16 protein-coding genes and 1 tRNA gene are annotated in these 19934 nt (G+C 69.9%); 9 read left to right on the plus strand and 8 right to left on the minus strand.

Translation table 11 applies throughout. The features are described from left to right. The first annotated feature begins 5 nt into the window (after window positions 1-5). A complete protein-coding gene (locus tag AC3IS2_RS00560; protein ID WP_489198731.1) occupies window positions 6-833 on the plus strand; it encodes a S1 family peptidase in 828 nt (275 codons plus the stop codon). A 138-nt stretch (window positions 834-971) separates the two neighbouring features. On the opposite strand, the gene AC3IS2_RS00565 is transcribed toward AC3IS2_RS00560, so the two are convergent. Then, window positions 972-3827: a M16 family metallopeptidase gene (locus tag AC3IS2_RS00565; RefSeq protein ID WP_489198732.1), complete on the minus strand. Its 2856-nt coding sequence runs from the start codon at window positions 3825-3827 to the stop codon at window positions 972-974. A 254-nt stretch (window positions 3828-4081) separates the two neighbouring features. Next, window positions 4082-4957 (minus strand): isoaspartyl peptidase/L-asparaginase family protein, encoded by an 876-nt coding sequence (locus AC3IS2_RS00570; protein WP_489198733.1) that lies wholly within the window; start codon window positions 4955-4957, stop codon window positions 4082-4084. 111 nt (window positions 4958-5068) lie between these two features. Here AC3IS2_RS00570 and AC3IS2_RS00575 point away from each other — a divergent pair, with 111 nt between their 5' ends. Both AC3IS2_RS00575 and AC3IS2_RS00580 read left to right on the plus strand, forming a co-directional pair. Beyond that, window positions 5069-6070 (plus strand): NADPH:quinone oxidoreductase family protein, encoded by a 1002-nt coding sequence (locus AC3IS2_RS00575; RefSeq protein ID WP_489198734.1) that lies wholly within the window; start codon window positions 5069-5071, stop codon window positions 6068-6070. Beyond that, window positions 6067-6801: a 2OG-Fe(II) oxygenase gene (locus AC3IS2_RS00580; protein ID WP_489198735.1), complete on the plus strand. Its 735-nt coding sequence runs from the start codon at window positions 6067-6069 to the stop codon at window positions 6799-6801. The genes AC3IS2_RS00575 and AC3IS2_RS00580 overlap by 4 nt, the downstream gene beginning before the upstream one ends. Here the strand turns inward: AC3IS2_RS00580 and AC3IS2_RS00585 are convergent. Next, the gene (locus tag AC3IS2_RS00585; RefSeq protein ID WP_489198736.1) at window positions 6798-7205 is read right to left on the minus strand and encodes a YkvA family protein; all 408 of its coding nucleotides are present in this window, start codon (window positions 7203-7205) and stop codon (window positions 6798-6800) included. The genes AC3IS2_RS00580 and AC3IS2_RS00585 overlap by 4 nt on opposite strands. A 55-nt stretch (window positions 7206-7260) precedes the next feature. Between AC3IS2_RS00585 and AC3IS2_RS00590 the strand changes: the two genes are divergently transcribed. The 4 genes from AC3IS2_RS00590 to lpdA all read left to right on the plus strand — a co-directional run bounded on the left by AC3IS2_RS00590 (window position 7261) and on the right by lpdA (window position 12512). Continuing rightward, complete coding sequence (locus AC3IS2_RS00590) at window positions 7261-8043, plus strand: SDR family oxidoreductase (protein ID WP_489198737.1); 783 nt, start codon at window positions 7261-7263, stop codon at window positions 8041-8043. Window positions 8044-8317: 274 nt separating this feature from the next. Then, window positions 8318-8392: transfer RNA gene (locus tag AC3IS2_RS00595), tRNA-Gly, on the plus strand. A gap of 229 nt (window positions 8393-8621) precedes the next feature. Continuing rightward, window positions 8622-10910: a TonB-dependent receptor plug domain-containing protein gene (locus tag AC3IS2_RS00600; RefSeq protein WP_489198738.1), complete on the plus strand. Its 2289-nt coding sequence runs from the start codon at window positions 8622-8624 to the stop codon at window positions 10908-10910. Between the two features lie 189 nt (window positions 10911-11099). Next, window positions 11100-12512 carry a dihydrolipoyl dehydrogenase gene (gene lpdA / locus AC3IS2_RS00605; protein WP_489198739.1) on the plus strand — a complete coding sequence of 471 codons (1413 nt, stop codon included), beginning with the start codon at window positions 11100-11102 and terminating at the stop codon, window positions 12510-12512. 103 nt (window positions 12513-12615) lie between these two features. Here the strand turns inward: lpdA and AC3IS2_RS00610 are convergent, their stop codons facing one another. Continuing rightward, entirely contained in the window at window positions 12616-13365 is a 750-nt protein-coding gene (locus AC3IS2_RS00610; RefSeq protein WP_489198740.1) for an energy transducer TonB, read from the minus strand. A 119-nt stretch (window positions 13366-13484) separates the two neighbouring features. On the opposite strand from AC3IS2_RS00610, the gene AC3IS2_RS00615 reads away from it, so the two are divergent. Next, on the plus strand, window positions 13485-14276 hold the full coding sequence (locus tag AC3IS2_RS00615; protein WP_489198741.1) for an SDR family oxidoreductase: 792 nt from the start codon (window positions 13485-13487) through the stop codon (window positions 14274-14276). Here the strand turns inward: AC3IS2_RS00615 and AC3IS2_RS00620 are convergent. From AC3IS2_RS00620 to fsa, 4 genes are all read right to left on the minus strand, one after another. Further along, complete coding sequence (locus AC3IS2_RS00620) at window positions 14263-15276, minus strand: retroviral-like aspartic protease family protein (protein WP_489198742.1); 1014 nt, start codon at window positions 15274-15276, stop codon at window positions 14263-14265. The genes AC3IS2_RS00615 and AC3IS2_RS00620 overlap by 14 nt on opposite strands. A gap of 66 nt (window positions 15277-15342) precedes the next feature. Next, window positions 15343-16287 carry a tyrosine recombinase XerC gene (locus tag AC3IS2_RS00625; RefSeq protein WP_489198743.1) on the minus strand — a complete coding sequence of 315 codons (945 nt, stop codon included), beginning with the start codon at window positions 16285-16287 and terminating at the stop codon, window positions 15343-15345. Beyond that, entirely contained in the window at window positions 16269-16970 is a 702-nt protein-coding gene (locus tag AC3IS2_RS00630; protein WP_489198744.1) for a DUF484 family protein, read from the minus strand. Before AC3IS2_RS00630 ends, AC3IS2_RS00625 begins: the two co-directional genes overlap by 19 nt. Window positions 16971-16994: 24 nt before the next feature. Further along, on the minus strand, window positions 16995-17648 hold the full coding sequence (gene fsa, locus AC3IS2_RS00635) for a fructose-6-phosphate aldolase (RefSeq protein WP_489198745.1): 654 nt from the start codon (window positions 17646-17648) through the stop codon (window positions 16995-16997). Between the two features lie 30 nt (window positions 17649-17678). Between fsa and AC3IS2_RS00640 the strand changes: the two genes are divergently transcribed. Then, window positions 17679-19841, plus strand: a complete 2163-nt coding sequence (locus tag AC3IS2_RS00640) for a primosomal protein N' (protein WP_489198746.1) — start codon at window positions 17679-17681, stop codon at window positions 19839-19841. Window positions 19842-19934 lie beyond the last annotated feature (93 nt).

The following is a 19934-nucleotide window of genomic DNA, read 5'->3' on the forward strand; positions in this document are numbered from 1 at the left end:
CCCCGATGCGCTTTCCCCATCTTCCCGACTGGACCATCTATGCGGCGGTTGTCGGCGCCATCCTGATCGTGTCCCTGGGGCGACGCGAAAAGGCCGATGCGCCCCATCTGCCCGAGGACGAAGAGGCGCACGGTCCCCTGCTGGGGCCGGTGACGCCGTTTGACCCGTCGGTCACGGTCATCGCCCCTGACATTCCTTTTCAGCCCTCGTCCGGCACCGCCTTCTCCATCGCCGGGGACGGTCGCTGGGTCACGGCCCGGCACGTGGTCGAGGGCTGCCGCCGACCGGCTTTGGTGATTGGCGGCGGGCGCGCCTTGGCCGCCGACGTGCGGCTGGCCGCGCGGGCGGACGTGGCCCTGTTGCTGACCGAGGGCGGGCCGCCGGCCTTGCCGGTCGCGACCCAGACGCCGCTGCGCAAGGGCCAGCGCGCCTTCCATCCCGGCTTCCCCCAGGGCGAGCCGGGCGAGGTGGCCTCGCGCCTGCTGGGGCGCGAGACGCTGAAGATCCGGGGGCGCGGCGAGCGCGACGAGCCGGTGCTGGCCTGGGCCGAGGCCGGGCGCACCAAGGGGCTGAAAGGCACGCTGTCGGGTCTGTCCGGCGCGCCGGCGCTGGACCGTCGCGGCCGGGTTCTGGGCGTGACCATCGCCGAGGCGCCGCGCCGGGGCCTGATCTACACCACGGCGCCCGACACCTTCGCCCCCGCCATCCGGGGCGAGCAGCGCGCCGACGAAAAGGCGCTGGGCGAGGCGGTGAACACCGACAACTACGGCAAGGTCGCCGATCGGCTGCGCCGCGACCTGCGGGTGGCCCAGGTGGTCTGTCTGACGGCCTGACCCAGCCCGTCCTCCCGGAAGCGGCGCAGCCGCCATCCGGGACCGCAGGAGGGAGACGCGGCGTCCTGGGCGGTCCCGGCTCTGCGCCCCCGCTTGCGCGGGGGCTTCGGCCGGGATGACGCTCTTGAGCGAGCCTTCTTACTTCAGCGCAGCGCTGTCCAGGTTCAGCGCGGTCAGGGGAATGACCTCGACGTTCGGATGCTTGGCCCGCAGGGCGTCGATGAATTTCGACGCGTCGCCGACGATCACCAGGCTGGCCCGGTCGGCCGGCAGGCGTGCGGCGAAGGCGGCCTGGATGGCGGCGGCGTCCACGGCTTCGACGTCTCCGACATAGTCGGCCAGGTCGCTCATCGGCAGGTCGTAGAGGGCCAGGTTGGCGACGAGCGTCCCCAGGCCGTCCACCGTCTCCAGCGCCTGGCCGAAGGCGCCGGTCAGGATGGCCTTGCGGGTGGTCATTTCCGACGCCGTCGGCTGGGTCGAGCCCAGGCGCGTGATCTCGGCCAGGATCAGGTCCGACACCTCGACCGCTGCGTCGTTTCGGGTCTGGGCCGAGGCGGTGAACAGGCCCGTCTCGCGGCGAACGCCCAGCGACGAGCGGGTGCCGTAGCTGAGGCCGCGCTTGATGCGGATTTCCTGGTTCAGGCGCGAGGTGAAGCTGCCGCCCAGCAGGGTGTTGCCGACCGTCAGCGGGAAATAGGCGTCGTCGGCGCGCGACACGCTGCGCAGGGCGGCGACGACGGCGGCCTGACCGGCGCCGGGCTGGTCGATGACGACGACGCGCGGGGCCAGGACCTGACCCGCCGGAGCGGCGGCCGGGGTGGGGACGGCGCCGGCCGGACGCCAGTCGCCGAACGCCTGTTGCGCCAGGGCGCGCGCGGCCTCGGCCGTGATGTCGCCGGAGAAGACCAGGGTGGCGTCGGCCGGACGGTAGCGGGCGGCGTGGAAGGCGGCGATGTCGTCACGCGTGACGGCGGGCAGGCTGGTCAGGGTGCCGGCGCCGGGCGCGCCATAGGCGGCCTGGCCATAGATGACGCGGCCGGCGGCCTGGCTGGCGACCGGGCCAGGGCTGCTGAGCTGGACCTTGAGGCCGTCCAGCGTCTGGTCGCGCTGGCGGTCCAGCTCTTCCTGGGCGAAGGCCGGGTTGCGCACCAGATCGGCCATCAGGGCGACGGTGCGCGGGAAGACGTCGCTCGGGGCGTTGGCGTAGAGGTTGGTGAAGTCGGGGCCCGAACCGGCGCCGACGCTGGCGCCCAGCTGTTCGATCTCGGTGGCGATCTGGGGCGCGGTGCGGGTGGTCGTGCCCTGGCTCAGCAGGGCGGCGGTCAGGGCGGCGACGCCCGTTTTGCCCGCGACCTCATCGGCCGTGCCCGCGTCAAAGGACAGCCGCGCCGAGACCAGCGGCAGGCCGGCCTTGGGCGCGACCAGGACGCGCAGCCCGTTGTCCAGGCGGAAGTCGGCCACGGTCGGCGTGGCCGGGGCCACCGCCGCGCCCGGTTCGGGCATGGCGGCGCGCTGTTCCGGCGGCAGCAGGGCGAAGACCTGACCCACCGGGGCCAGGTCGGCGATCTTCACCGGCGCGTCGACGTTCAGCTTCTGCTGCGAAGTCGGGTGCTCGGCGTCGGCGTTCAGATAGCGGACGGTGACGCCGCGCTGATCGGTCAGATAGCGGCGGGCAACGCGCTGCACGTCGGCGGCGGTGACGGCCTGGATCTCGGCGATCTCGCGGTCGGCGACGGCGGCGTCGCGGGTCATGATCAGGGCGAAGCCCAGGGTGCGGGCGCGGTCCTCGATGGTTTCGCGCTCGCGTAGGGCGTTGGCGACCAGTTCGTTCTTGGCCTCGGACAGTTCGGCGGCGGTGACGGGCGCATCGCGGAAGCGGGCGACCTCGGCCTTCAGCGCGGCGATCCCGGCGTCGGGCGACTGGCCGTCGGCCATGATGGCGTAGACGTTGAGATTGCCCGCCTGCTGCGAGAAGTCGGGGCTGGACCCGATCTGGGCGGCGATCTGCTGATCATAGACCAGCGAACGATACAGGCGGCTCGACTCGCCGGTCGACAGAATGCCGTCCAGCACCGTCAGCGCCGCGCGATCGGGGTCGCCATAGGCGATGGCCGGATAGGCGATGACCACGGCCGGCAGCGGCACATTGGGGGCGTAGAAGGTCGCCTCGCGCGGGCCGGTCGGCTCCGGCTCCTTGACGTCATTGACCGGCAGCGGACGGGCGGGGTTCTTGAGCGGCGCGAAATACTGGTCGACCCAGCCGTTCAGCTTCGTCTCGTCGAAATTGCCCGCCACGATCAGGATGGCGTTGTCCGGCCGGTAGTAGGTGGCGTGGAAGCGGCGCACGTCCTCGATGGTCGCCGCGTCCAGGTCCTCGATCGAGCCGATGGTGGTGCGGCGATAGGGGTGGGCCTGATAGATGGTCTCGGGCATGAAGACGCTGAACAGCCGGCCGTAGGGGCTGGCCAGGACGCCCTGGCGGTATTCCTCCTTCACCACGTCGCGTTCGCTCTTGAACACGTCCTCGTTGACCACCAGCGAGCCGAGGCGGTCGGCCTCGGCGAACAGCAGGCGCTGCAGGTGATTGGCCGGGACGGTCTCGTGATAGGCGGTGACGTCGTCCGAGGTGAAGGCGTTGTTGTTCCCGCCCACGTCCTCGGTCAGCCGGTCGAAGGTCTCGTCGGGGAAGTTCTTGGTCGCCTTGAACATCAGGTGTTCGAACAGGTGAGCAAAGCCCGAGCGGTTGGCCGGATCGTCCTTGGAGCCGACGCGATACCAGACCTGGACCGTGACGTTCGAGGTCGAGGCGTCGCGGGCGGAATAGACCTCCATGCCGTTGGCCAGCACGCGCTTGGTGAAGCCCAGCGGCGGCACTTCGACGCCGCCCTGTGCGGCGATGGCGGCGGCCGGCGGCGAGCCCTCCGCGAAGGCGGCGGCGGGCAGGCCCAGCAGCAGCGCCGAGGCGCAGGCGGTCAGGATCAGGCGGGTCTTCATGGGCGTCAGGTTCCGGTCGCCCCGCAAGCTGCGCCGGGGGCAGGTCGCCGGACCCTATCAGGGCCGAAACCCGCCGCGCACCTTACGGTGCTGTAATGAAGCGCGGCCATATCCCGCTCATCCCCGCGGAGGCGGGGACCCAGTAAGAGCTTCACACGCCGAACGTGGGTGAAACTGCGATCCATCAGGCGGCTGCATTTGAAGCCAAAGCACTGGGTCCCCGCCTCCGCGGGGATGAGCGGAAGTTGAGGCGTTTACCGCCCGAACACCTCGACCCCGACCTCGCCGTCCGTGGTCAGCCAGGCGCGCTTCATGCCCTGGCTGTTGAAGGGGGCGACGATGTTGCCCGCGCGGTCCAGGGCGATCAGGCCGCCGTCGCCGCCCAGGCCGCCGATGCGGTCGATGGTTGCTTGAGCCGAGTCCGCCAGCGACTGGCCGGCGGCCACGCCGAAGGCGGTGCGGGCGGCGGCGGCGACGCGGATGAAATACTCGCCCTGGCCGGTGCAGGAGACGGCGGCGTGCTCGTCGGCCCAGGTGCCGGCGGCGGGAATGGGGGTGTCGCCGACGCGGCCCGGCATCTTGCCGAACACGCCCGCCGTCGAGGTGGCGGCGGCGAGGCGGCCTTCCGAATCCAGCACGCAGCAGCCGACAGTGCCGTGGCTGAGGCCGCTGGGCGGGTGGTTGTCCTCGCCCTGCCCGGCGCGGGTGAACCAGGCTTCCTCGTCGCCGATCGGCTCCAGCCCCTGATCATGGGCGAACAGGGCGGCGCCTTCGCCCGCCAGCATGACGTGGGGGGTGCGGTCCATCACGGCGCGGGCGGCGACGACCGGGTTGCGGAAGCCCTGCAGCGCGGCCACGGCCCCGGCCTTGCCGGTCACGCCGTCCATCAGGCTGGCGTCCAGTTCATAGGCGCCTGCCAGATTGGGCGAGGCGCCGCGCCCGGCGACATAGAGGCCCGAGTCCTCGAGCATGATCACGGCCTCGACCGCCACGTCCACGGCGGAGGCACCGGCGTCCAGCCGCGCCTTCATCGCCTCGACGACCTCGCGCATATGCACGACCTCGGCGTCGTAGTTGCGCTCGCGCCGGGCGCCGGCGCCGCCGTGGAGGATGAGGGCGGTTCGCGCCATGGTCGTCGTCTCCTGAAACTCGGATCGCCCTCTTTGCATCGGGCCGCGCGCTGATTAGCGTCTGAAACGTGTCGGCGCCATGTCCGACGGGGGATGACGGAAGAAACCAGTATGCGCGCAGTCCTGTCCAAGGCCGTCGGCGGCCCTGAAGCCCTGGTCGTCGAGGAGGTCATGGACCCCGCGCCCAAGCCGGGCGAGGTGGTGATCGAGGTCAAGGCCGTGGGGATCAACTACCCCGACACCCTGATCATCGAGGACAAGTACCAGTTCAGGCCCGAACGCCCCTTCTCGCCGGGCGGCGAGGTGGCGGGTCTGGTCGACGCCGTGGGCGAGGGGGTCAAGGGCGTGTTCCGGGGCGACCGGGTCATCGCCGTGCCCGGCTGGGGCGGTCTGGTCGAGCGTCTGGCGGTCCCGGCCGACAGCCTGATTCCCATTCCTGACGGCATGGATTTCGAGACAGCGGCGGCCCTGGTCCTGACCTACGGCACGGCCTATTACGCGCTGAAGGACCGGGCCAAGCTGCAGCCGGGCGAGACCCTGCTGGTGCTGGGCGCGGCAGGGGGCGTGGGCGCCGCCGCCGTCGAATTGGGCAAGGCCATGGGCGCGCGCGTGGTCGCCGCCGCCTCGACCAACGACAAGGTCGAGTTCGCGCTGGAGCTGGGGGCCGATAACGGCCTGATCTATCCGTCCGGCCCGATGGACAAGGCGGCGCAGAAATCCCTGTCGGGCGAGCTGAAGCTGGCCACCGGCCGCGACGGTGCCGACGTGGTGTTCGACGGGGTGGGCGGCGACTACGCCGAGCCGGCCCTGCGCGCGATGGACTGGAACGGTCGCTATCTGGTGATCGGCTTCCCGGCGGGGATCCCGTCCCTGCCGCTGAACCTGACCCTGCTGAAGTCGGTGTCGGTGATCGGCGTCTTCTGGGGCGCGGCCGTCGCGCGCGATCCCAAGGGCCACGCGGCCAACATGGCCGAGCTGATGCAGATGTGGAAGGACGGCAAGATCAGGCCGCGCGTCAGCCGCACCTATCCGCTGGAAGACGCCCATGAGGCGATCAAGGCCCTCGGCGACCGTCAGGCCCTGGGCAAGATCGTCGTGACGACCGACGCATGAGCGAGCAACTGAAACTGGCGGTCGGCGAGGGCGACTTCGCCGCCGCCGCCGAGCGGCTGGCCCGCACCGGCCGCACCCGCGTCCCCGGCCTGTTCGGCGATGGAGCCGGGGCCCTGCACGCCGCCGTGACGACGCCGGAGCAGGCCTGGGTCCGCACCTTCCTCAATCCGCTGGGGGCCGACATCCCGGTGGCGACGCTGGAGGCCTCCTCGCCGGAAGACCAGGCTCAGGTGACGCAGCAGGCCTACGCCGGGGCGACCGAGGGGCTGCAGTTCCTGTTCGACCGGCTGCGCCTGGGTCCGGCGCGCGAGGCGGGCATGGCCACGCCTCAGATCCTGTTCGACCTGCTGGACCTGTTCAACACCGACGCCTTCCTGGCCTTCGCGCGGCGCCTGACCGGCGATGACCGCATCGCCTTCTCGGACGGCCAGGTGACGCGCTATCTGCCGGGGCATTTCCTCAACCGGCACAGCGACGCCAACGCCAAGACCGAGCGGCTCTACGCCTATGTGCTGAACCTGTCGCCGGGCTGGCGCGCGGAGTGGGGCGGCCTGCTGCAGTTCCTCGACGAGGGCGGCGAGATCACCGAGACCTTCACGCCCAGCTTCGGCGCCCTGAACGTCTTCACCGTGCCGCAGATGCACGCCGTCTCGACCGTCGCGCCCTTCGCCGGCGGGCCGCGTTATTCGGTGACGGGCTGGTGGCGGGCCAAGCCGCTGAACCGGAGCTAAGTCTCGGCGTCGTCTCGGACCTTCTTCAGCGCGGCCTCGGCCTGCTCATGATGTCGGCGCTTCACATGGGCGCCGAGGGTGGCCAGGACGGCGGCGATCACCGCCGCGTCGTCGGTGAAGCCGATCCCGGCGAAGAGGTCGGGAATGGCGTCCACCGGCATGACGAAATAGGCCAGCGCCCCCAGCATGATCCCCTTGGCCGCCATCGGCGTCTGCGGGTCCTGGGTGGCGTACCAGGCGGCCAGGGCTTGCCCGGCGAAGGGAATGCGCGACGCGGTGCTGCGGAGCTTGGGCCAGAAGCCCTTTCTGACGCGCATCTCATTGACCCGCTGAACCGTCGGAACCAGGGCCTTTTCGGGGTCGATGGCGTCAGTTGGGGAAGCAGGTTTGGCTTTGGCGGTCATGGCCGCTAAATCCTCGCGCAGATACTCGGTTCACCAGAATATAGGGACGATCTTCATGAAACTCGACGGTTCGATTGCGGCGGTGGTGACGGGCGGGGCTTCGGGCCTGGGCGAGGGCACGGCGCGGGCGCTGGCGGCCAAGGGCGTCAAGGTCGCCCTGTTCGATCTGAATGAGGAACGCGGCGAGGAGATCGCCAAGGAGATCGGCGGCGTCTTCTGCAAGGTGGACGTGACCTCGGACGAGAGCGTCGCCGCCGGCTTCGTCAAGGCCCGCGCCGCCCACGGCCAGGAGCGCCTGACCGTCAACTGCGCCGGCATCGCCACGGGTCAGAAGACCGTCAGCCGCAAGCGCGACACCGGCGAGATCCGCTCGCACGACATGGCCTCCTTCGAGCGCACCGTCTCGATCAACCTGTTCGGCAGCTTCCGCGTCCTGTCGCAGTCGGCCCTGGGCATGGTCCAGGCCGAGCCGATGGCCGACGGCGAGCGCGGCCTGATCGTCAACACCGCCTCGGTGGCGGCCCAGGACGGCCAGATCGGCCAGGCCGCCTATTCGGCCTCCAAGGGCGGCGTCTACGCCATGACCCTGCCGGTCGCGCGCGATCTGGCCCAGGACGGGGTGCGGGTGAACACCATCCTGCCCGGCATCATGTGGACGCCGATGATGGCCGGCATGGACCAGAAGGTTCAGGACAGCCTGGCCGCCGCCATTCCCTTCCCCAGCCGCCTGGGCACCCCGGCCGACTACGCCGCCCTGGCGCTGCACCTGGCCGAGAACGTCTACATCAACGGCGAGTGCATCCGTCTGGACGGGGCTATTCGCCTGGCGCCGCGCTGATACTCAGCGCGGCTGGGGCCGCTACGCTCGCCGCGCGGCGGCTCGCTGCTTGAGCGGGCAAGTGCGGCGGCATCGTCCGTAGCGGTCGTTTCGAGCGGCCCTCGCAGCCTTCCTTTCGGGGGTGTTGCGGGGGCCGTTTTCGTTTGAAATTTCAGAACTATTCGAAAAAAATCAGCGGATTGAAGGAAAATCCAAAAAGGGGGTTGCGCGGTCTGAGAAGGGTCGGCTAAAAGCCCCTCCTCGACGGGGAGCAGCACACCGCTCCCACGGGAATGCGGGCGTAGCTCAGTGGTAGAGCACAACCTTGCCAAGGTTGGGGTCGAGAGTTCGAATCTCTTCGCCCGCTCCAGTCGAGACTGGGAAAACGGGGTCCGATCGCAAGATCGGGCCCCGTTTCGCATTTCAGGCCCTCCTCACGAAAATCCTCAGTCTCGGGACGATCTGTCGTCCGACGGTCGGCAAACCGGCGAATCCTCTTCGCGAAACCGTCGCGGCCGCGTCGCCGCATCCGGCTAGCGAGCGCCCCTGACAGCCAACGGTCGCGCTTGAGCCCGTTCGCATCTTCGGGGATCGACATCATGAAACTGGGTCTTCTGCTGGGCGCCGCCGTCGCCCCTCTCGCCATCGCGGGCGCGGCGAGCGCCGAGGACGCCGTCCGCGCGCCGGACTACAGCAACGAGGGTCCGGCGACGGCCGTGGCCGAGGTCATCGTCACGGGACGTCCCGTGCTGCGCAACCGCGCCGACGACGTCGTGCCGACCCTGTCCTACGACCTGGAGTATTTCCAGCGCTTCGAGCCGCTGACCGCCGGCGACGCCCTGAAGCGCGTGCCCTCGGTCGCCTTCCTGTCGGACGTGCTGGAATACGACGGCGTGCGTCTGCGCGGCCTGGACTCGGGCTACACCCAGATCCTGATCAACGGCGACCGCGTGCCGGGCGCCGGCGTCGACCGCTCCTTCTTCGTCGACCGCATCCCCGCCGAACTGATCGAGCGGGTCGAGGTGGTGCGCTCCAGCTCGGCCAACCGCTCGGGCGACGCGGTGGCGGGCGCCGTCAACATCGTGCTGCGCGACGCCCTGTCGCTGGACGGCGGCTATGTCCGCGCCGGCGCCCTGATGTTCGACGACAGCGAGTACGGCCAATGGGGCGGGACCTTCGGCGCCGTCTGGGGCGGCCAGGTCGGGCCGGGCCGCCTGCTGGTCGGCGCCAACGTCCAGGACCGCCGCAACCCCAAGAACAAATTCAGCCAACGTTTCGACGAGCCGAACGGCGCGCTCCAGAACGTCGAGGCCCAGACCGACATCCGTGACGGCACCGACTATTCGTTCAACGCCGCCTATCAGGTCGACGTCGCGGGCGGCGAGCTGGCCCTGTCGGGTCTGTTCGTGCGCACCGACCGTTTCCAGGACGAGGACTCGTGGGAGTACCGCAACGGCGTCCAGAACGACGCCAACCTGCTGTCGATCAATGACAACGACCTGGACATCCTGACCGACAACCTGTCGCTGGACGCCCGCTACAGCCGCGACATGTTTGGCGGCAAGACCAAGTTCAAGCTCGGCTACGCCATGATCGACGACGATCAGTACGAGTTCGAGAACGAGTCGGAATACCTGCGCGACGGCACGCCCTTCCCGGACGAGGACCGTTTCACCGCCGACGCCACCGACGTCCAGATCAAGGACGAGGAATGGTCGGGCGCCCTGGAGCACAAGCGCGACCTGAACGGCCTGACCCTGGACTTCGGCGTCCAGTGGGCGATGAAGGAGCGCGACAGCCTGATCCTTGAGGCCCCGCGCATCCGCTTCAACGTGCCGAACGCGCCGGGCGTGCGTCCGACCGTCCCGCCCTTCGGCGCCTTCGAGGCGGTTCCCGGCGGCGACAGCCTGATCGAGGAAACCCGCATCGACCCCTATGTCATGCTGTCGGGCGACCGCGGCGCGCTGAAATGGGAAGCGGGCCTGCGCTATGAGGCCACGGACACGACCATCACCGACGAGACGGCCCCCGCCGCCGACCGCGTGACCGAGACCGACTACGGCTTCCTGCTGCCCTCGGCCAGCCTGCGCTATCGTCTGAACGACACCGACCGGCTGATCGTCTCGGCGGCCCGCACGGTGCGCCGTCCCAGCTTCGACCGCCTGTCGCCCGCGACCCTGGAAGAAGAGTTCGGCGACAGCGACTTCGTCGGCAATCCCAACCTGAAGCCGGAATCGGCCTGGGGCGTGGACGTCGGCTTCGAGCGCCAGCTGGGCCGTCGCGGCGTGGTCGGGATCAACGCCTTCTACCGTTCGATCTCGGACCTGGTGGAAGAGGTCAACACCGGCGCGGAAGGCAGCGCCGGGGCCGGGACCTTCATCTACACCGTCGACAACGTCGGCGACGGCAAGGTCTGGGGCGTCGAGTTCGACCTGTCGACGCCGCTGGACTTCATCGGCATGGAGACGACCGGCGTCTTCCTCAACTACTCGTGGCTGGACAGCGAGGTCGAGGACTTCATGGGCGCGCGCCGCTTCAACAGCCAGTCGGACTATGTGCTGAACTTCGGCTTCACCCACGACATCCCGACCTGGGGCGCGGCCTTCGGCGCCACCTATCGCAAGCAGGGCGAGGCCCTCAGCCGCGTCCTGGCCGAGGAAGTCCGCACCTCCTACGGCGCCGACCTGGAGGTCTTTCTCGAGAAGCGCGTGGCCGAGAACGTCGTGGTGCGCCTGACCGGCTCCAACCTGCTGAACGCCTCCAAGGACGAGGTGTTCGACAAGTTCGGCAGCGTCCAGGACCAGATCGACCGTTCCTATGACGAGTATGAGCTGGAAACCGAAAAGGGCGGTCCCGTCTATCAACTGGTCGCCCGCATGGCCTTCTGAGGCGGCTGAACACGATCGACGGAGGGCCGGGCGGCGACGCCCGGCCCTTCGTCGTTTCGCCTTTGGCTTTCGTCGGCATGGCCCCGGCGAGGATCACGGCCTATATGGACCGTGGCGGTTGACCCCGCCGGGGTCGGCGCTAGTGTCCGCGCCGCTCCTTCCCAGCGCCAGACCGATCAGAGGACTTCCATGGCCGACGCCGCTTCCCAGACCTACGACGTGGTGATCATCGGCGGCGGGCCGGGCGGCTACAACGCCGCCATTCGCGCCGGCCAGCTGGGCATGAAGGTCGCCATCATCGAGATGCGCGCCACGCTCGGCGGCACCTGCCTGAACGTCGGCTGCATGCCGTCCAAGGCCCTGCTGCACGCCTCGGAGCTGTATGAGGCCGCCAATACCGAATTCGCCGGCATCGGCATCGAGGTGAAGCCCAAGCTGAACCTGCCCCAGATGCACAAGGCCAAGGACGACAGCGTCGAGGCCCTGACCAAGGGCATCGAGTTCCTGATGAAGAAGAACAAGGTCGTCTGGCTGAAGGGCCGCGGCCGCATCGCCGGCCCGAACAAGGTCGAGGTCGAGGCCGCCGACGGCGCCAAGACGACCTATGAGGCCAAGAACATCGTCATCGCCACCGGCTCCGAGCCGACCCCGCTGCCGGGCGTCGCCTTCGAGGACGGCAAGGTCATCGACTCGACCGGCGCCCTGTTCCTGCCCAAGGTTCCGAAACACCTGATCGTCATCGGCGCGGGCGTCATCGGCCTGGAGCTGGGTTCGGTCTGGCGTCGTCTGGGCGCCCAGGTGACCGTGGTCGAGTTCCTCGACAAGGTCGGCGCCGGCATGGACGCCGAGGTCGCCACCGCCTTCCAGCGCGGCCTGACCAAGCAGGGCATGACCTTCCGCATGGGCACGAAAGTGACCGGCGCGGCCTCGGTCAAGGACGGCGTCGAGCTGACGCTGGAGCCTTCGGCCGGCGGCGCGGCCGAAACCCTCAAGGGCGACGTGGTTCTGGTGGCCATCGGCCGCCGTCCCTACACCGCCGGCCTGGGTCTGGAGACGGTCGGCATCGAGACCGACAAGCGCGGCGTCATCCCGAATGACCACTTCAAGACCACGGCGCCGGGCGTCTGGGTCATCGGCGACGTCACCTATGGCCCGATGCTGGCGCACAAGGCCGAGGAAGACGCCGTGGCGGTGATCGAACTGATCGCGGGCAAGCCGGGCCACGTCGACTACGACCTGGTCCCCAGCGTCATCTACACCGGCCCGGAAGTGGCCTGGGTCGGCAAGACCGAGGAGCAGCTCAAGGCTGCGGGCGTCGCCTTCAAGAAGGGCAAGTTCCCCTTCGCCGCCAACAGCCGCGCCAAGATCAACCACGAGACCGAGGGCTTCGTGAAGGTCCTGGCCGACGCCTCGACCGACAAGGTCCTGGGCGTCCACATCTACGGCCCGCAGGCCGGCGAACTGATCGGCGAGGCCTGCATGACCATGGCCTTCGGCGGCTCGTCGGAAGACATCGCCCGCACCTGCCACTCGCACCCGACCCGCTCGGAAGCGGTCCGCCAGGCGGCCATGGCCGTCGAAGGCTGGGCCATGCAGGCCTAAGGCCAGGCCCCCGGCCCGAACGCATCACGGCGCGCTCCGCAAGGGGCGCGCCGTTTTCGTTGGGGGCTTGCCGAAAACGGACGCGACTTGGCGTCCCGATCCATCAGGTGTCGCAACTGTAGCGGCTGCAATAGCGGCCTTTCAGCTCGTCCAGCGCCGCGCGTTGTTCTGGAGTCGGATCCGGGCAAGCCGCCATGAACGCCTCTTCGGACGGTGATGCGACTTCCTCGCCGGCAAGCATGCTGCGCAACTCGTCTTCACTGAACAGACGCGCGAGTTGTGTCGCTGCTGTCGAGAGGTCCTGCGCCCGATCATAGGGCATCAGCTCATTGAGCCAGGCACGCACCACGCTCTTTCGGTCTGCGTCGAGGCCATCCAGGATCATTTCGCGATAGGACGGCAACTGCTTGGCGTCCTTTATGCCGCTGGAAAGCAGTGCTTTCGCCAGGGCCAGCCCCTGAGAGGAGGGCTCCGGTCCTGTCCATCCGCCGAAAGCGGACTCCTCGGGATGGAAGAAACGCACGGTGGTCTGGATTGCTGCGGGCACAGTCTCTCCATTTCGGCGGGCGGCGCGTATCTGGCCGCTGGCGGCGACCAGACGCGCGGCTGCACCGAAACCCAGGCCGGTAGGGGCTTCTTCGTCTACGCGGCAGCGGAACGGTGGGCCGTCCTCGGAAATACTGCAGGTCAGGGTCGCGCGACCGTTCACGCCGAGAAAGCCCGCAAAGCCAGGAAAGAGATCACTCGCCAGTTCTCCATCCGGGGGCGCCGCCCATACCGGCGGCTTGAAATCCTGGGCCCTGGCTTCATTTGCGATCAGCATGGCCGCCGCGGTGACAATTATGATCTTCATGATGATCCCCCGAAGCTGCGTAACGATAGAACTGAAGAGACGAAGCGCACTGCCGCATCGCATTATGCGGTCGCCGTGACCATATAGCCTTCCTTCTCCACCGCACCGGATGAACCCCTATGGACCTGAAACTCACCGGCAAGCGCGCCCTCGTCTGCGGCGGCTCCAGCGGCCTGGGGCGGGCCGTGGCGACGGCCCTGGTGGCCGAGGGGGCGCACGTGGCCCTGCTGTCGCGCGATGCGGCCAAGCTTCAGGCCGTGGCCGACGAGCTGAACGCCATGGGGCCGGGGCGGGCGGTGATCGCCCCCGCCGATCTGGCCGATCATGAGGCCCTGCTGAAGGCGGTCGACGTGGCCGAGGCGGCGCTGGGCGGCCCGATCGAGATTCTGCTGAACAACACCGGCGGGCCGCCGCCGTCTGGCGTCAACGGGCTGGACCCGTCGGTCTGGCGCGATCATTTCGAGTCCATGGTGCTGTCGGTCTTCCGCCTGACCGACCGGGTGCTGCCGGGGATGCGGGCCATGGGCTGGGGGCGCATCCTCAACGTCGCCTCCATCACCGTGATCGAGCCGGTCGGGACCCTGGGCGTATCCAACACCCTGCGCGCCTCGGTCGCGGCCTGGGCCAAGACCCTGGCGGGCGAGGTCGCGGCCAATGGCGTGACGGTCAACACCCTGCTGCCGGGCCGCATCGACACGCCGCGCATCGAGCGCCTGGACGCCGCCCGCGCCGCCGCCACCGGCGTCGAGCCCGCCGAGGCGCGCGCCGAATCGGTCAAGTCCATCCCCGCCGGCCGCATCGGCACGACCGAGGAGTTCGGCGCCGTCGCCGCCTTCCTGGCCAGCCCCCTGGCCGGCTATGTCACCGGCTCGCTGATCCGCGTGGACGGCGGGGCGGTCAGGGCGATCTGACGGCGGGCGGCGGCGGGCGCCTCAGCAGGCCGCCGAAGGCGATGCGCGACTGGCCGTAGTCCAGGGTGATGCGGCTGAACCGGGTCAGGATGTCGGCCCCCAGCAGCAGGGCCGGCTGCTCGATCAGGCCCAGCACCCGAAAGGCGTGCAGGTCGCCGAACAGCAGGGGCGTGGCGCCCATCTCGCGCCGCGCCAGCCTCAGGCTGGAGACCTCGCCGGAGTCCACCATCAGCGACTGGCCGATGACGCCGTAGACCCGGATCGACTGGCGCGCGGCGGGACCGATGCGCGCGTCGACGGCCCGCATCAGCGCCAGATTGGCGATCGAATACTGGGCCCCGCTGTCGACGAAGGCCACGGCGGGCACGCCGTCGACCTGGACATTGGTCAGGATCAACTGCCCGAAGCGGCCGCTGCGCGTGCTGGTGACGTTGGGCCGCATCCGACTGGCCACGCCGCCGAAGGAAAAGCCGCGCTCGACTACGTCGGACCCGGAGGGCGCCATCATGACCCGGCGTTGGCGCAACTCCAGCGTCAGGCGAAAGCGAGACAGGACGTCCAGGCCCAGAAGCCCGTCGGCGCCCAGCATCTCATAGGGAAAGACCGGCGGCGTCAGGTTGGTGAAGCGCCGCCCCGAGAAGTCGAGCCGGGGCAGATGAACCGTCCGCACCATCTCCGCCGCCGTGATGCCGTGGACCAGGACCGGCGGGCCGGGTTGCAGGTTCAACGCGGCCGCCAGGCGGTCGGAGATGGCGGTGCGTTCCGCACCTGTGTCGATGACGAACAGGGGGTCGCGCGGGCCGCCGACGTTCACCTTGACGCCCATGCGCGTCAGCAGGTTTTCCAGCAGGCGGGCGGTTTCGTCGGGTTCGGGCGGCGCCGGAGGCGGCGGGTCCTGGGCGCCGACCTGGCCGGGAAGAGCGAGCGCCAGGGCGCCGCCTGCGGTCAGGACAAGCGCCGACCGGCGTGAGGGATGGCTGACGGACTCTGGTCCACGCAACGGCTGGCCTCCACGCCGCACTCATCCCCATGCGGAGAATAGGCGCCATTTGCGGCCGCTGGATAGTCAGGCGCGCGGGTGCGCGCCCGCATAGGCGGCCAGCAGACGGGCGGCGTCGACCTGGGTGTATTTCTGGGTGGTCGACAGGCTGGCGTGGCCCAGCAGTTCCTGGATCGAGCGCAGGTCGGCCCCGGCGCCCAGCAGGTGGGTGGCGAAGCTGTGGCGCAGGGCGTGGGGCGTGGTCGAGGCGGGCAGGCCGAGGCGGCCGCGCAGGCGCTGGACCGTGGCCTGGACGTGGCGCGGGCTGAGCGGCCCGCCGCGCCTGGCCCGGAACAGGGGCTGGTCCGCCTCGAGGATGAAGGGCTGGAGCGCCAGATAGGCGTCCACCGCCTCGCGCACCTGGGGGAGGACCGGGGCCAGCCGCATCTTGCCGCCCTTGCCGGTGATGCGCAGGGCGTCCGGCAGGGGGGCGTCGGAGCGTTTCAGCGACAGGGCCTCGGAAATGCGCAGCCCGCAGCCGTAGAGCAGGGTCAGGACGGCGCGGTCGCGCGCGGCCTCCCACGGTTCGGCGTCGGGGTCGGCCTCGGGTTCGTGCAGCAGGCCTCTGGCCTGATCCTCGCTGACCGGGCGGGGCAGGGACGGCTTGACGCGCGGGCCGCGCACCAGGGCCAGCTGCGGCGCGGGCGTGCAGCAGCGCCGGTCGAGGAAGGCGTGAAAGCCCCGGATTGCGGCCAGCGTCTGGCTGAGCGAACGGGCGTTCAGGGGGCGGTCGCCGCTGCGGCGTTCGGCCAGATGGGCGCGGACCTCGGCGGCGGTGACGGCGCCGAGATCGGCCAGGGTCTGAGGCCCGCCGCGATGGCGTTCGAGGAAGGCGACATACAAGCGGCCGATGTGGCCATAGGCCTCCAGCGTGCGCGGCGACAGGCGACGCTCATGCGCCAGATGCTCAAGCCAGGCGAGGAGGGCCTGGTCTGCGGCCAAACCTGAGGGGGTCAGCCCTGCGTCGGCCATCGCTCGGCCATGCGTTCCACCACGCGGGTGATGAAGGCCACCAGTTCGCAGCCCATGGCCGGGGTGAAGCCGTCGTCCTCAAACGAGCCGAAGGCGCACAGGGCCGGACGGGCGCCGTCGGCGCCGGGCAGATGCAGGCTCATCCGCACCAGGGCGACGGACTTCACCTCGCCCTCGGCGGGACCGAACAGGTCCAGGCCGGTGAAGTTGGGGCCGAGCCATTCCAGACCGTCGTCGCCCAGCAGGGCGTCGACGCGGCCCGGCTCCAGCGACTTCCAGCCGAAGGGCACGGCGCCGGGCTTTTCCATGGCGATGGCGCCGCCGGCCAGGCCGAAGCGGGCTTGCGAGGTGGCGTCCAGCTGGCGCGCCAGTTCGGCATGGCTGGTCGCCTCCATCAGGTCCAGGGCCGAGACGTGGGTCTGGGTCTGGGCGGCGAAGTTGGCGCGGGCGATCTCTTCGATCTGTTTCCTCGCGCCGGCCTCGCGCTGGACCACGGCCTCCAGCCGGGTCAGGGCCGCGCGGCCGAAATCGACCACGTTGCGGCCCGTGGCGCGCAGGCCCAGTTCTTCCAGCAGGGTGCGGTCGTCCAGCAGGCGATCGGGGTGGGCGTTCAGCCAGGCCCGCACCTCGGGCCAGTGAAGGCCCTCGGCGGCGTCAGGAGAGAGGTCCAGGGAAGTGCTCAAGCGGACCTCTTTCCGGGTCGAGATTTACAGAATGGACTGACCGGACTTGCCCCAGTCGGCCAAAAACGCATCAAGCCCCTTGTCGGTTAACGGGTGCTTGACCAAACCCTTGAAAACGTCGGTCGGCAGGGTGGCGGCGTCGGCGCCGGCGATGGCGGCGGCCGAGACATGGCCGGGGTTGCGCAAGCTGGCGGCCAGGATCTCGGTATCGAAATCATGGATGTCGTAGAGGGCGCGGACTTCATCCAGCAGGCCGATGCCGTCGGCACCGACGTCTTCCAGGCGCCCGACGAAGGGCGAGATGAAGGTGGCGCCCGCCTTGGCGGCCAGCATGGCCTGGGCGGCCGAGAAACACAGGGTGACGTTGGTCTTGATGCCCTTGTCGGCGAAGACGCGCGTGGCGCGCAGCCCGTCCCAGGTCAGGGGCAGCTTGACGACCACGTTGGGGGCGATGGCGGCCAGCTTGTCGCCCTCCTTGACCATGGTCTCGAAATCGGTCGCCACGGCCTCGGCGGAAATCGGCCCCTCGACGAGGGCGCAAATCTCAGCGATGACCTCGGCGATGTTCCGACCCGACTTGGCGATCAGCGACGGATTGGTGGTGACGCCGTCCACCATCCCGGTGGGCAGCAGATCCTTGATGACGGCGACGTCGGCGGTGTCGAGAAAGAGTTTCATGACCGGGATGCTAGTCCTTTGGGACGCGCGGTGAAAGTCGCCTCCGTCCTCATTCCCCTGCCGGTGCCCGAGGCCTTCGACTACGAGGTCCCGGAGGGGGTGACGCTTGTGCGCGGCGATCAAGTGACCGTGCCCCTAGGGCCGCGCCTGATCCGGGGCGTGGCGGCCGAAGTGTTCGAGACCACCGGCTCGAACCGGCGGCTGAAGGCCATCGACCAGGTGCTGAGCGAGCATCGCCTGCCGGAACGGACCCTGACCTTCGTCGAATGGGCGGCGCGCTGGACCCTGAGCCCGCCGGGCGAGATGGCGGCGACGGCCTTGAAGGGCCTGCGCGCGCCGCGCCCCCGACCCGAGCGACGGGTCAAGCGGGTCGAGGGCCGCAGCCCCTCCCGGCCTACGGCGACGCGAACGGCGGTGCTGGAGGCCCTGGGCCAACGGTCGATGACCGGCCCCGATCTGGCCCGCGCGGCGGGCGTCTCGACCGGCGTGGTCAAGGGACTGGTCGACGAGGGCGTGCTGACGGTGGTCGAGATCGAGGCGGTCGCTGCCTTCGACGCCCCCGATCCCAATCATGCTCCCGCCACCCTGAACCCGGATCAGGCGGCCACGGCGGCGGCTATCGCGGACGCCGTGGCCAAGGGCGGCTTCGCCCCCTTCCTGCTGGACGGCGTGACGGGCTCGGGCAAGACTGAGGCCTATCTGGAGGCGGCGGCGCGTGCGCTGCGGGCCGATCCGTCGGCGCAGGTGCTGATCCTGCTGCCGGAAATCGCTCTGACCCAGGCCCTGATCGAACGGATCACCGCCCGCTTCGGCGCCGCCCCGGCGGAATGGCATTCGGGCGTGACCCCGCCGAAACGCCGTCAGGTGTGGGAGGCGGTGGTCGCCGGGCGCTGCAACATCGTGGTCGGCGCCCGCTCGGCCCTGTTCCTGCCCTACGCCAACCTGAAGCTGGTGGTGGTGGACGAGGAGCACGACGGCTCGTTCAAGCAGGAGGAGGGTCTGGTCTATCACGGTCGCGACCTGGCCGTGGCGCGCAGCCGGATCGAGGGCGCGACCGTGGTTCTAGCCTCGGCCACCCCGTCGCTGGAGACCCTGTGGAATGCGCGGCAAGGCCGCTACGGCTGGCTGAAACTGGCGGCGCGGCACGGGGCGGCGGTCCTGCCCGACATTGAGCTGGTGGACCTGCGGACCTGTCCGCCCGACCCGCAGACCTGGCTGTCGCAGCCCTTGCGTGAGGCCATCGGCGAGACCTTCGCCAAGGGGGAGCAGAGCCTGCTCTTCCTCAACCGGCGCGGCTATGCCCCCGTCGTCCTGTGCCGGGCCTGCGGCCATCGCCTGACGGCGCCGGACACCGACAGCTGGCTGGTCGAGCATCGCTACACCGGGCGGCTGGTCTGCCACCTGACCGGCTTTTCGATGATGAAGCCCAAGCTCTGTCCGTCCTGCGGGGCCGAGGACTCGCTGGTGCCGGTCGGGCCGGGCGTCGAGCGGGTCGAGGAGGAGGTGCGCCGCCTCTTCCCCGAGGCCCGCACCGCCATCTTCAGCTCCGACACCGTGCCGGACGGTCAGTCGGCCCGCGCCCTGATCCAGTCGATGGCCGAGGGCGAGATCGACATTCTGGTGGCGACCCAAGCGGCGGCCAAGGGCCACAACTTCCCGCGTCTGACCCTGGTCGGGGTGGTGGACGCCGATCTGGGCCTGCGCGGCGGCGACCTGCGCGCGGCCGAGCGGACCTATCAGCTGCTGGCCCAGGCCACGGGCCGGGCGGGGCGGGCGGACAAGCCGGGCCGCGCGCTGTTGCAGACCTGGACGCCGGAACACCCGGTGCTGATGGCTTTGGCGGCGGGCGACCGCGACGCCTTCGTCGAGGCCGAGATGGGCGAGCGCGAGGCGGCGTCGCTGCCGCCGCACGGCCGTCTGGCGGCGATCATCCTGTCCAGCGAGAACGCCATGGCGGTCGACAAGGTCGCCCGCGACCTGGCCGAGGCCATCCCCAACGCCGAGCGGCTGGAGGTCTATGGCCCCGCCGACGCTCCCCTGGCCCTGGTGAGGGGGCGCCGCCGCAAGCGCCTGCTGGTCCGGGCCGACCGCGACGTGAACCTGCAGGCCTTCCTGCGCGCCTGGCTGGCGCGGGTGAAGGTCCCGGCCTCGGTGCGGCTGACCGTGGACGTGGACCCCTATAGTTTCCTTTGAACGAAGGGGCGCTAACGCTCGCCGCGCGGCGGCTCGCTGCTTGAGCGCTCGCGCATAGAGGCAGCTCAAAGAAAAAGCGCCGCGGTGGAAACC

This window comes from Brevundimonas sp. KH_025 (assembly GCF_057839885.1).